Genomic DNA, 12,278 nt, shown 5'->3' with positions numbered 1-12,278 from the left:
CCAGCTTCGCCTCTTTGCGCCTAATCGGTTACAAATACTTTCTTTTATACATCAGGGTAATTTGATCCGCTATGTATTCAGCGCTATGCTCGGTACCATCCTTAATCCACCACATAATAATCCCGAGAAGTGATGATGCCACAATATCAACGGAGGCAACCCCACTTGTGGAATGGATGTTTCTTGCGTCTCTGCGTTGTTTGATCGTATTTTTCAACAGGTTCGACAAGTGGGTTTTGAAGCCCGTATGCTCAACCAATACAGCGAAAATTTTCCGGTATTCATAAAAATAATTTAAAAATGCAATCAGCTGCTCCCGTTCGTTTCGGCTCTTCACTTGTAATAGCGGCTCGACTTTCATGGACAAGTCGTCAAAGATTTCATGCACGACCTGGCGCAGCAAATCGTTAATATCCTCATAATGCAAATAAAACGTGGCACGATTTAGCTCCGCACGGTTTGCAATTTTTTGGACGGTTAATTGAGAAACTTCCTGATTGTCGGCCAGTAATGAAAAAACGGCCTGTTTCAGCAGCTTTTTGGAGCGAATAGCTCGTGGATCCACTCTTTTATGTTCAGGCATGTCATCCCTCGATTATCGTTTATTTGTCACTTCATCGACCGATCTTCCCCATCTGTCGTTTAGTCGACAGTTTCAGCAGAATTGCAAATAGGAATCACTCTTCAATGCTGATAAGATATATTTTATTGACACCGTGTCGAAAAAGCAATGAAGAGAGGACAGCAGCCATGCAAGAAGACATAAAGAAAATAAATAAAGGGATATTACTAACCATCTTAATCCTTGGTTGTTTCTTATCCACGCTCAATCAGACGCTGTTGAATGTCGCCTTAAGCAATCTAATGGATGTATTTGATGTCACGGCAGCCACCGTACAATGGATTTCAACGGGATTTATGCTGGTTAACGGGATATTGATCCCGATTACGGCCTATTTAATGAAACGCTTTACAACGCGTCAATTATTTATAAGCGCCATGTCGTTTCTATTAGTTGGTTCGATCATCTGTGCGGCGGCGCCCAGCTTTGTCGTGCTCTTGTTAGGACGGATGATCCAAGCAGCCGGTGCAGGAATTATCATGCCGCTCATGATGAGTGTTGTGCTCGCCATCTTCCCCGTTGAAAAACGCGGCAGCGCTATGGGACTGCTTGGATTGGCCATGATTTTTGCTCCGGCTATTGGGCCAACGCTCGCGGGATTTATTGTCGAATACCACTCTTGGCGGTGGTTATTTATCGGTCTCATTCCACTTGTCATCATGGTCATCGCATTGGCATTCAAGTATTTAGTCAATGTATCCGAAACAGCCAAGTCGAAGCTTGATGTGGGAAGCGTTCTTCTATCAACCGTCGGATTCGGCTTTATTTTATACGGCTTCAGCAGTGCAGGCAGTAAAGGCTGGGACGATGCCATGGTCATCCTGTTCTTAGGCATCGGGATCGTGGTAACGGCCATATTCTGTATACGGCAAATCAAGTCCGATGATCCCCTGTTGAACCTGTCTGTCTTCAAAAATAAAATCTTTACATTAACGTCTCTTATTAACGTACTTGTCACGATGATGATGTACGCGGACATGATCTTACTGCCTATTTATCTGCAGGATGGTCGTGGTTTTACAGCATTCGATGCAGGACTGCTCTTATTGCCGGGTGCGGTTGTCAATGCGCTGATGTCGCCTGTCACCGGCAGATTATATGACCGTTTTGGTGCGAGGCCGCTGTTCATCATTGGTTTGCTGTTTATTATTCCATCCATGTGGGCGGTAACAGATTTATCTGAGTCAACCACGTATATGTATTTGATGATTCGTACCATTTGCTTGCGAATCGGATTAAGTTTCATCACCATGCCACTCAATACGGCCGGACTCAATGCACTGCCCAAACACCTCGGTACGCACGGTACGGCAGTGAATAATACCGTTCGCCAAATTGCCGGCGCCATTGGTACTGCCGTCGTGATTACGATTTATACCGTGCAGGCAACAAGCCATGCAGCTGATGTGATGCAGAACAATCCTACAACGACTGCTGAGCTCCTTAAATCCCTCACATCCATTTTAGGGGCAAGCGACGCCTATTATTTCATGATGATTCTCTCGGTTGTCGCGTTGGTTATAACATTATTTATGCCTATGAAAAACAAAACCATGATCGAACAAAAGCAATCGTAGTTAGCATGGAAGACCCTCTATTATAACCAACGCTAACTATCATTGCAGTGTATAAACCAAAAAAAGCTCTTCGAAGCCCGCCCGCATGCGAGAATCGAAGAGCTTTTCTTAGTGACTTCTCAGAACGTGCTCGATTCGCTTATCCGGCATGAACCAGATCACGGCAACAAGTACGAAAAAGAAGCCGGATATCCAAACACTCACATATGCGGTCAAGGCCGCAATCAAGTAGAGTAAAGGAGATAGTTTCCCCTTCCAATCTTTGCCCATCGCTCCGACGAATGGGGAATCGCCTGAATGCTGGTTCATAATCATACGCTGAAGCAGCCAGTACGAGAACGCCGCTAGTAATAGAATAATACCGTAAAGCGCAGTTGGTGTAGGTGCAAAATGGCTTTCCCCCATCCAAGCTGTCGTAAACGGCACAAGGGATAGCCAGAAGAGAAGCAGCAAGTTGAGCCACATCAACCGCCCATTCATCGTACGCACCATATGCAACAGATGATGATGATTGTTCCAGTAGATGCCGACATATACGAAACTGAAAATATAGCTAACAATTTTTGGGCCAAGTCCGATCAGCGCATGCCAGTCATGGCCTTCCGGCACTTTGAATTCCAGCACCATGATCGTAATAATAATGGCCAGCACACCATCGCTGAGTGCTTCCATCCGATTTGCTTTCAAAACGTCTCACCTATTCCCCTCGCTCATGTTATCCTAGGGGCTGGATATCTCCCTCCCCGAAATCAATAGCTCGATTATTTTATCGTTGATAAATTTGCCTTCTTCACCGTCCTACACACAAAATAACCGTGGCGCACGCTATCCGGTTCTCGTTGCCTTTGCATACGTACATGGCAACTTAAATCTCGTGAGCTGCACGTCTCATATTTCCATTATAGAGATCGTTTGTCTTGAGTCTACCTACTTTTCACCTGAATTTTGGGGGTTGTTTCACACTCAAGCGATTCGCCTTAATTTAGAAACTAATGAGCTTTTACAGATGAGGTCATAATATCTATTTCGCTTTTAGTTTTTCGAGGTTTTGCTTGCGAAATCCCTTCGCAATGTTTCCGCTGACGCTCGAATCACTGTCCAGTGAATCATCATGGTAGCTAACGCGTTTTGGCAAGGTTCGACAGCGCCACGATACCTCTCATGAAACATCCCCGTCACTTATTATGGTCTCCTCGCTGTTAGTAACCACAAGTTTTTTAGGCATCCTTTGAGGGATTGCCTTTGAGATCGCTTTGTTCGACTAACGTCTCCTTTTTGTAGGTCCTTCCATGACCGCATACGTCATCGGGGCAACTCTTCATCAACGGTTACTATAGGGCGAGTAGGCACTGTCGTTTCGGGTGGTTACCGCTCGTCAAGCCCTTACTTGGTCTCAATACGACCCAGTGGGATGGCGCTCTCTTCCAGAGCCGCACGAGCTGCCGGCCAGCTGGATTCGTCGAGGTGCGAAGGTAGTCCAACGTGAGCCACTGAATCAGGGCGACTCGTTCTGGGCTCTCGTCCGTCGTCTCCGCGATGCTGTATCCGTGGATTTCAAAAGTTGTTGCCCATTTGACATCAGCAAGCACAATAAAGTATCTTGTTGATAGAGAGTCTTGATAATCAAGATTTATTTAAATTCAAGGAGGACTATCGTTTGCCAAATAATCGACTCGAACAACCCACAGAGCAACAGGAAAAACTTACGATGGGCATGCGCGGATTGGGAACCAGAACGGTACTTTACCAGCAAAGTGTAGCTGCTTCCCTAGGGCTATATAATAATGACTTTTTATCTATCGACATTCTGCATGAAAAAGGCCCCGTCACTGCCGGCGAGCTGTCAAGACTAACCGGGCTGACAACAGGCAGCGTCACCTCTTTAATCGACCGACTAGAAAAAAACGGCTTCGTGCGCAGGCAACCGGATCCCCATGATCGCCGAAAAGTGATTATCGTCCCTCTTTATGAGAATAAAGAAGACGTCAGTGCTACGTATCTCCAGCTTCACGCAGCGATGGTCAAACTGGCTTCCTCATATTCGGATGAAGAGCTTGAGCTCATTACACAATTTCTAAACAAAGCAAGCAGCGTGCTAGAGGAGCAAATTCATCATCTTAATTCAAACACTAAACGATAAGGAATGAGTCATATGGCTGTATTAGCTATCTATGCTACGAAAACAGGAGCAACCGAGCAATGCATAAAAATTCTTGCAGATGAAATTCCACATTGTACGATTTGCGATATTCAAACAGAGAAACCGGCAATTGAAAATTTTGACAGCATTATTTTGGGTGCCGGAGTTCGAGACGGGAAAATATATAAGCCCATTCGCGATTTTATCAAAAAAAATCACCAAGAATTGTTGGGAAAGAAAATGGGCTACTTTATTTGCAATGAAAAACCAAAGGAAACAGAAGAAATAATGGTGCGCAATATCCCCGTTGATCTGAGAGAAGCCGCGATCTGCATGGAATCGTTTGGCGGCTATAAGGCCTATGCTGCACCAAAAGAAGGCACCGATCAACTGAAAGGAATTTTCGTGGATAAAATAAAAGAATTCTCCGAAAAATTCAAGCGCTAGAAAAACTATTGTTTCTAACGACTCAACTGTTCGTCAAGCCTTCTGTTCATACGCAGGACAGGCCATTTGTCGATGATTAGGTTTCATACGGATTGAGGTTACCTTGAAGGTTTCCTTGATAAGGTGAGGTGGTTATTCCCTTCATCTTTTTTGCTTGATAATACAACCTGAAACGGCATACCATAACCGTTAAATTTACAAGCGATAATACAACCAGCCATATGATCAGCGATGACATGGCCGTCCATAGTCCATACCAAGGCAATACTCGCCCGGCGCCAATAAATGTTGCTAACGGCGACAGAAACAAGAGTATCAAGATAGGCAGCAGTCCTCCGGCTAATGAAACAATCAATTTCCCGGTTGTCATGGCCTTTTTGCTTCGATGGATACGATAGAGCCTATATATCCCCCAAGCCATCGTCGCAAGCACCAGCAGAATCATAACCGCCTCCATGTTTTTGCTGTTGACAATCGTCGATTCGGTCTTTTCTCCCTTCATAATCTTTGCGATTCCGTCGACAAAAGCCGAATAACCGACAAAGGCGTTTAAACCGGAGTCAAACATCATCGCAATGCCCAGCCGCTGATCCAAATCGATCGTCTCTTCCGCCTTGTACGTCCATAAAATTCCGCTATGGGAAATCGTCCGGCCCCCCTGCTCATCCTCTTCCGCAAGCCACCCCATTCCATACGGGCCCTTCTGTCCGGCCGTTTGGTACTGCTCCATCAGCTCTGGCGTAAGAAGCCTGCCATTATATTGGGCGAGCATCCACTTGGCCATATCTTCGGCAGTCGAAATCATACCGGCGGGCCCGTCAACGAACCAAGACGGTTCAGACTGGCTTACAGGATGGCCTAGCAATACATAATGCCCTCGCGGAATGGCGGAATTCTCATTGATCTGCCGTGTGTTGCTTACATTAAAGGTATCTCTCATTCCCAGAGGCTCAAAGATATGATCCTCCAAGTAATCGGAGAAGTTCTGTCCGCTCATTGTCTCGACCAATAAAGCCAAATATTGATAGTTCGGGTTGTGGTAGCTATAGGCTGCTCCAGGATCATTCGCCAGCTGAACCGTGTTCAACGACTCGTTAACCTGTCGGAGCGATTGATATGGGGACGAACGGGTCATGTCGGGATTCACCTTGTCATTAAGACCGCTTGTCTGGTTGAGCAGATCCCGAACGGTAATATCCCGAATGCGCTCGTCCTTAGGTGCAAGGTCGGGAAAATAAGATGCGTACGGCGCATCAAGCTCGATTAGTCCCTTGTCCACCAGCTGAAGGACAGCCAGTGCCGTAAAAGATTTGCTTAACGAAGCAATAGGAAAGGGGGTGCGGTCGTTTATATCACGGCCATCTGACATAGCGCCGTATCCTTGCGTATAGAACACCTCTTCGTTATGAACGATGGCAAGGGCCGCACCCTGAATATGATTGGCCCTCATCGTTTTTTTGACGTACTGATCGATTTCCTGCTGGACTTCGGCTTTGCTTCGGACTTCAACGGCGGAAGCGGGTCTGGCCAGGATGCCCATCAATAGCAGGAAACAACTCAAGACCAGCCACATTTTCTTCTCTACGGTTCTCATACCAGCACTCCTTAATTCATGTTAAGGAAAATGCTAATCGATCTTTTTCAACTATTTATCAACTCCGTACAAAAAACTTGCCGTTACGTTTCCACCGCCATGGAGGCCGTTGGCTACCTGCAGACTACCCTCATGCTTTTCGCAAAGAACTTTGCAAATGTAAAGCCCCAGTCCGTGATGTTCATTGGCATCCCATACCTCTCCTCGATAAAAAGGAAGTACGGCCTTGCGGAGCGCCACTTCGGAAAAACCTGCGCCGTCATCCGCGACGGTTATAGAAAAGAAGCCCTTGCCGACGTTATAATGAACGCTTACGTGACTAGAGGCATATCGCGCTGCATTTACGATCAAATTCTCAAAAACCTGCATCGCCAAATGGACATCGACGGTTATTTCGTTCGCTTCCGCGGCAATGGATGAACCGAAAGTCTTACCATTCCGTTCGGTAACTTGGCGCGCGCTGTCATTCAGCAAAGAGATAAGTTCATCCTTTTCAATCATACGGCTCTGGACCGGCATATCCTCCAGCTTCTGAATAGAATTCATCGCCTCCGTGTAGCTTTCAAGACGGACGATATGCGCCTGCATCGTTTGAATCGTGTCCAAGAGTTTCTCCTCGGATACCTTGCGCTCCGGCAAGTAAGCGGTCAGAAACTCGGAGTACCCTTTCAGAACGGATAAGGGCGTTCTCAGATCATGGGCAAAAATAGCGTTAAGTTGTTTCCGTTCCTCGACTGATCGCCAAAGCGTTTGATAGTTTTTCTCCAACTGACCGCGCATGTTCTCAAATACACGACATAATTCCCCCATCTCATCCCGGCTGTCGTAAGAAATATGAAACCCCAAATCGTTCGCCGAAATTTTCTCTGATGCCTGCATCAGGATTTCAAGCGGTTTTTTCAGTTTCCACCGATAAAACAAGCTGCCCATCAGGACGATGCCGACGGCAACCGTTAACAGGACAACCGCAACGAGGGAAGGCAGCAACCAATCGTTCACGGAAGAATAGCCGGCAAACCGCAACCGTATGCTTTCCGCCCATCTAAACTCCAATGTGATGACGACTAGTACGGCAATGAGCGTAAGGCAGCATAATAGGATGAACGATTGCAGCAAGGTTAACCGCTTCAGGCTCAGCCAGTTTATCATTTTCGCCATTTGTAACCCACTCCCCATACAGTTTCAATCCTGTCGCCGCAGCCATGCTCTTTCAATTTGATACGAATTCGCCTGATATGCTCCGCTATTACGGCGCTGTCGCCTTCGCCGTCCAGTCCCCACACTTTTTCAAAAATACGCTCTTTGTCAAACACCATTCCGGGATGCATGGACAACAGCTCTATAATATCGAACTCTTTTTTGGCCAAGGGAATTTGTACATCGTGGATGTAAAGCGCGCGCGCCGAATAATCAATGACCAAATCTTCGCTAAATCGTACGGACGTTTTCGTTTGGCTTCGCATCTCCCTGCGCAAATGTGCCTCTACCCTCGCGCCCAGCTCATGAAGACTGAACGGTTTGGCTATATAGTCATCCCCTCCGGCCTGAAATCCCGATATTTTATCCGCGTCCTCGCCACGGGCGGTTAGAAACAGGATCGGACAGGACACAAAATGCCGGATTTTCCTGCATAATTCCAGACCGTCAAGCTCCGGCATATTGATATCCAGCAACACAAGATCCGGTTGATTCTCTATTTGCCGCAGCGCCTCACTACCATCCTTCGCCTTCATCACAAAATACCCGTTTATTTCAAAGTAATCCGTGAGCAATTTGCGAAGATCGGCTTCATCATCTACGATCAGTATCTTTTTCATCTTGCCCTGTCCGCCTCCCCTATCAACTTCTCTGGATCCAGCATAACAAAAATCGCCGTCCGATTCCCGGCAGGGATCGTGAACGGCGACAATTTTAGAGTCACTACTTATGTAGCAGCCTTTTTGGCAAGGCGCCCGACCTTCCAATGTCGCTTCTGAACCATCCCCACTCTTTGGCGCTAGCTATGTACCGGTAGCTCTATTGTAAAACGTTACGTTACGTAAGGTTCAAGTGAAATCGGGGTGCTCTGCCAGAATTTTTTTGCGCTCTAATTTTTGAACACAAGCTATTGGTCCAAGCTTATGACAGCGACATGAAACGCTACTACAAGCTCGTGCGATCGTCATTCCCTTATTTGGACTCGATGCGCCCCAGCGGTATATTGCTCTCTTCTAGAGCCGCGCGAGCGGCTGGCCAGCTGGAGTCGTCGAGGTCGAGCTCATTTCGAAGATAGGCCAACGTGATCTGCTGGATCAAGGCGACTCGTTCGGGGCTCTCGTCCGTCGTCTCCGCAGCGCTGTAACCGGGGATCCCGCCAAGCGAGTGCTCGGCTCCGAAGAGGGTGAGCAGGCTCTTGCTGCCCGGGCTCAGGAAGTACGGGTCGGTGAACCAGTCCGGTCCCCGAGTGGACAGTTGGGACTGGTCATGATCTCCCGCTACCACGAGGGTCGGCGTGCTCATCTCGGCGAAGCTTGGGTTCATGAAGGGGAAGTGCTCTGCCGCGAACGGGCTCAAGTCAGCACCACCCTTGCCAGTCGTGGCAAGCAGCACGCCCGCCTTGATTCGTGAGTCGGACATATCCTCTCCCGGCTCGCCGTGGGTATCGAGAACTCGCGCGCCGAGCAGCATGCTCACCGTCTGGCCCCCCCAGGAGTGTCCGGCTGCCGCAATACGGCTTCGATCGAGGCGTCCACTGAGACCGGGAACGGAAGCTTCAAGTTGATCAAGCTGGTCGAGGATGCGCTTCATGTCCTCGACTCGGAAACGCCAGATCCGTGGCGTACGGGGATCTTCAGGAGGAAGGTTCAGCGTCCTCGAATCGAGATGGGTAGGTTGAATGACCACGAAGCCGTGAGCAGCCCAGTAGTCGGCCAACGGGCCGTAGCCATCCAACGACCAGCCAAAGCCGTGCGAGAAAACGATAATAGGCAATTCACTCCCAGTCGCGGGCGCAGACACTCGCACTTGCAGATCCTCGCCACGGTCCGGCGCTGATAGGACTACCGGCTTCACCGAAACGACTGGAGTAGGCACACTAACTTTAATTTTCATAATAAATGTTCCTTTCTTGAAAAAAGATTAGCCAAACCGTTACGGGGAGAAAGCGGTCAAGCTGGTTCCTGAAATAAACCGGCAGTTCCAGTTGATATGTCAACCTTCGTCAACTGTAGCATATTGTAGTTGACGCGTCAACCATGCTATGATGTTCCTATGAACAAGAACGAGCTAAACCAAGAGGAAATGCGAATATGGTATATGTGGAAAGGCTCCTTTCAGAGCATCTTCGGTCGCGTAATAAAAGAGATGTCTGAGCAGACTGGACTGTCAGAGGGTGATTATGGGGTATTGGATCGGTTAGCCCTTTTGGGGAATGGCAACCTTCGCCAACAGGAATTGGCCGACTCGATGGACTGGGACAAGAGTCGACTGTCACACCATTTGACGCGGATGGAAAAACGCGGACTTGTGATGAGGAAGCCGTTAGACACGGATCGCGGTGTTCAAGTCATCATCACTTCTATTGGAGAAGCGGCATTGGATGGTGCCCGTCCCATAGTTTCCAAGGCAATACGCAAATATTTCCTGGATCATTTAACTGATCAAGACATTGAGTCGATTACCAGGCTTGCGGAGAGTACAAAAACAGGGTCTTCCGCGTCTGGTAAACCACCTACGCCGTGACCCGTTTTTTGATGTCATTCCTTCAGAGGATAAGTCAATCGTACTCAATAAATAGAACTCTCCAGACGCGGAGAGTTCTTTCTTTTTTTATCCATATACTTCGCCTTGGCGACAGTTAAGCTATTATTCCTAATTATTTTTGCCGCACCTTCATCAACCACATCGGGAGTTTATATATAGTAAAATGTTATCGTAGTTCTACAACGATTATTTGTTATCAAATGAAGCTCAATACCCAACATTCAGGTGGTGATCGATCCATGACTGTGACTAACAGCAAAGCAAAAGCAATGGGAGCGTTTCTCAAATCACGCAGAGAACGACTTTCACCGGAGGATGCGGGCCTGGAGTTCGCGAGCGGACAACGGAAGACGCCCGGACTGCGGCGCGAGGAAGTCTCCGTACTAGCGGGCGTGAGCGTCACTTACTATACGTGGCTGGAACAAGGGCGAGATTTAACTCCGTCTAAAGATGTGATCGACAGCATCGCCGAAGCACTCCAATTATCTCCAGCCGAGAAGAGTCATTTATATCAGCTCTGGAACCCGCATGCATTCGAAACGCCTTTTGCGGGCCCAGCCGTCGTAGATCCGCATATGCAGAAGATTATAGATCAATTGACATACCCTTCTCACATCACCAATGAGAGAAGCGAAGTGCTCGCTTGGAACAAGGCAGCTCAGGAGATGTTCACCGACTTTGCTTCCATCCCTGTCCAAGAACGTTATTTCATGCGTTTGTTGTTCGAAGATACGGAAATGCGCAATCGCATCGTGAATATAGAAGAATTCTCAAGATATTCGGTGGGCGTGTTCCGAACTTACTATGATAAACACCGGGATGATTCTTGGTTTGAGACGGCAGTAGAGCATCTTACTCAGAACAGTCCTGAATTCGATCGATTGTGGGGACAATACGATGTCCAACTCAAAAAGGTCAACCGGATTGTTTTGCAGCCCCCCGGTATCCATCAACCTGTTGCTTATGATATCCATTCCTTGGTGAATTTGTCTGACCGCCCGGATATCCACATCTGCATTTACACCCCGGCTACAGAGGATCCGGGTTCTGACCGTTAATATTTTTACTAGTAAAAACGTTGTGTGGTTGCCTTGGTAAGGATCGATTAGAATGGGCTCATATTCGAATAATCCTAACGCCAGAAATGAGGGGTACCTATGCTGCAGCAAAGAAAACTAGGAGAAGAAGGACTTGAAGTGTCGGCCATCAGCCTCGGGACGATGATGATGCCTGACAACGACGAATCCGTGCGTACGATTCAGGGAGCATTGGATATGGGCGTGACGATGTTTGATACAGCCGACCTTTATGGGACGGAATACATGCTCGGGCGGTTTGGGGGAAATGAGAAGCTTGTCGGACGTGCACTTAAAGCTCGGCGCGATGAGGCCGTTATCGCCACCAAATTCGGAATTACACATGGTCAAGGTCCGAAAGGGGATCCCGCCTACATCAAGAAATCCGTTGATGCCAGCCTCTACAGTCTGGGACTGGATTACATTGATCTCTATTATCAGCATCGCCCCGACCCCAATACCCCTATCGAGGAAACAGTCGGCACGATGTCTGACCTCGTAAAGCAAGGGAAGATTCGATACATCGGATTGTCGGAGGCGCCAGTCGATATTATCCGACGGGCTCATGCGGTACATCCCTTAACCGCAGTCGAAACCGAATATTCCCTATGGAGCAGGGAAGTGGAGGACGAGGTTCTCCCGGTTCTTAAGGAGCTGCGTATCGGTCTAGTCCCTTACAGCCCGCTTGGCCGCGGCTTCCTGACCGGCCAGATCAAGAAATTTGAGGATTTGCCGGAAGACGACTATCGTCGCTATTACCCGCGATTCCAAGGCGAGAACTTCGCCAAGAACGTTGAGGTGGTCTCCCTGATCGAGAAAATGGCCTCTCAAAAAGGCTGCACTCCCGCCCAATTGAGTCTAGCCTGGCTCCTGGCACAAGGCGAGCAAATCGTGCCGATTCCGGGAACGAAACGATTGGACCGTGTGCAGGAGAACCTTGGAGCGCTGCAAGTGACGCTATCAGCTGACGATCTGGCGGAGATTGAACGTATATCCCCCAAGGACGTGGCCGCAGGTAGCAGATTCGGCGCCTTCTGACAAGCATCCGCCCTTTCTGCGTCAGAGTAAAGCCTAAAAAAAT

13 protein-coding genes are annotated in these 12,278 nt (G+C 48.2%); 6 read left to right on the top strand and 7 right to left on the bottom strand.

Features of this window, described 5'->3' with window-relative positions:
* Positions 1-28: 28 nt before the first annotated feature.
* Positions 29-583 (bottom strand): TetR/AcrR family transcriptional regulator, encoded by a 555-nt coding sequence (locus M4D81_RS03945; RefSeq protein WP_260064552.1) that lies wholly within the window; start codon positions 581-583, stop codon positions 29-31.
* 167 nt (positions 584-750) lie between these two features.
* Here M4D81_RS03945 and M4D81_RS03940 point away from each other — a divergent pair, with 167 nt between their 5' ends.
* Positions 751-2,199: a DHA2 family efflux MFS transporter permease subunit gene (locus M4D81_RS03940; RefSeq protein WP_260064551.1), complete on the top strand. Its 1,449-nt coding sequence runs from the start codon at positions 751-753 to the stop codon at positions 2,197-2,199.
* Between the two features lie 108 nt (positions 2,200-2,307).
* On the opposite strand, the gene M4D81_RS03935 is transcribed toward M4D81_RS03940, so the two are convergent.
* Together M4D81_RS03935 and M4D81_RS03930 are read right to left on the bottom strand one after the other, a co-directional pair.
* On the bottom strand, positions 2,308-2,886 hold the full coding sequence (locus tag M4D81_RS03935; protein WP_260064549.1) for a TMEM175 family protein: 579 nt from the start codon (positions 2,884-2,886) through the stop codon (positions 2,308-2,310).
* Between the two features lie 644 nt (positions 2,887-3,530).
* A complete protein-coding gene (locus M4D81_RS03930) occupies positions 3,531-3,788 on the bottom strand; it encodes a hypothetical protein (protein WP_260064547.1) in 258 nt (85 codons plus the stop codon).
* Between the two features lie 119 nt (positions 3,789-3,907).
* Here M4D81_RS03930 and M4D81_RS03925 point away from each other — a divergent pair, with 119 nt between their 5' ends.
* Positions 3,908-4,339 (top strand): MarR family winged helix-turn-helix transcriptional regulator, encoded by a 432-nt coding sequence (locus M4D81_RS03925; protein WP_260065079.1) that lies wholly within the window; start codon positions 3,908-3,910, stop codon positions 4,337-4,339.
* A 12-nt stretch (positions 4,340-4,351) separates the two neighbouring features.
* The gene (locus M4D81_RS03920) at positions 4,352-4,786 is read left to right on the top strand and encodes a flavodoxin domain-containing protein (RefSeq protein WP_260064545.1); all 435 of its coding nucleotides are present in this window, start codon (positions 4,352-4,354) and stop codon (positions 4,784-4,786) included.
* A 76-nt stretch (positions 4,787-4,862) separates the two neighbouring features.
* On the opposite strand, the gene M4D81_RS03915 is transcribed toward M4D81_RS03920, so the two are convergent.
* From M4D81_RS03915 to M4D81_RS03900, 4 genes are all read right to left on the bottom strand, one after another.
* Positions 4,863-6,380, bottom strand: coding sequence for a serine hydrolase domain-containing protein (locus M4D81_RS03915; RefSeq protein WP_260064544.1), 1,518 nt, complete (start codon positions 6,378-6,380; stop codon positions 4,863-4,865).
* A 51-nt stretch (positions 6,381-6,431) separates the two neighbouring features.
* Positions 6,432-7,538, bottom strand: coding sequence for a HAMP domain-containing sensor histidine kinase (locus M4D81_RS03910; RefSeq protein ID WP_260064543.1), 1,107 nt, complete (start codon positions 7,536-7,538; stop codon positions 6,432-6,434).
* Positions 7,526-8,197, bottom strand: a complete 672-nt coding sequence (locus M4D81_RS03905; RefSeq protein WP_260064542.1) for a response regulator transcription factor — start codon at positions 8,195-8,197, stop codon at positions 7,526-7,528. The genes M4D81_RS03910 and M4D81_RS03905 overlap by 13 nt, the downstream gene beginning before the upstream one ends.
* Positions 8,198-8,549: 352 nt before the next feature.
* Positions 8,550-9,470, bottom strand: coding sequence for an alpha/beta hydrolase family protein (locus tag M4D81_RS03900; protein ID WP_260064541.1), 921 nt, complete (start codon positions 9,468-9,470; stop codon positions 8,550-8,552).
* A gap of 159 nt (positions 9,471-9,629) precedes the next feature.
* Between M4D81_RS03900 and M4D81_RS03895 the strand changes: the two genes are divergently transcribed.
* The 3 genes from M4D81_RS03895 to M4D81_RS03885 all read left to right on the top strand — a co-directional run bounded on the left by M4D81_RS03895 (position 9,630) and on the right by M4D81_RS03885 (position 12,235).
* Positions 9,630-10,100 carry a MarR family winged helix-turn-helix transcriptional regulator gene (locus M4D81_RS03895; RefSeq protein ID WP_260064540.1) on the top strand — a complete coding sequence of 157 codons (471 nt, stop codon included), beginning with the start codon at positions 9,630-9,632 and terminating at the stop codon, positions 10,098-10,100.
* Positions 10,101-10,360: 260 nt separating this feature from the next.
* Positions 10,361-11,179 carry a helix-turn-helix transcriptional regulator gene (locus tag M4D81_RS03890; RefSeq protein ID WP_260064539.1) on the top strand — a complete coding sequence of 273 codons (819 nt, stop codon included), beginning with the start codon at positions 10,361-10,363 and terminating at the stop codon, positions 11,177-11,179.
* 102 nt (positions 11,180-11,281) lie between these two features.
* Positions 11,282-12,235: an aldo/keto reductase gene (locus M4D81_RS03885; RefSeq protein WP_260065076.1), complete on the top strand. Its 954-nt coding sequence runs from the start codon at positions 11,282-11,284 to the stop codon at positions 12,233-12,235.
* Positions 12,236-12,278 lie beyond the last annotated feature (43 nt).

Source organism: Paenibacillus sp. p3-SID867 (assembly GCF_025142895.1).
Lineage (GTDB): Bacteria > Bacillota > Bacilli > Paenibacillales > Paenibacillaceae > Paenibacillus_AQ.
The sequence above is the reverse complement of the archived record's forward strand: the minus strand, read 5'-3'. Positions and strand labels throughout refer to the sequence as shown.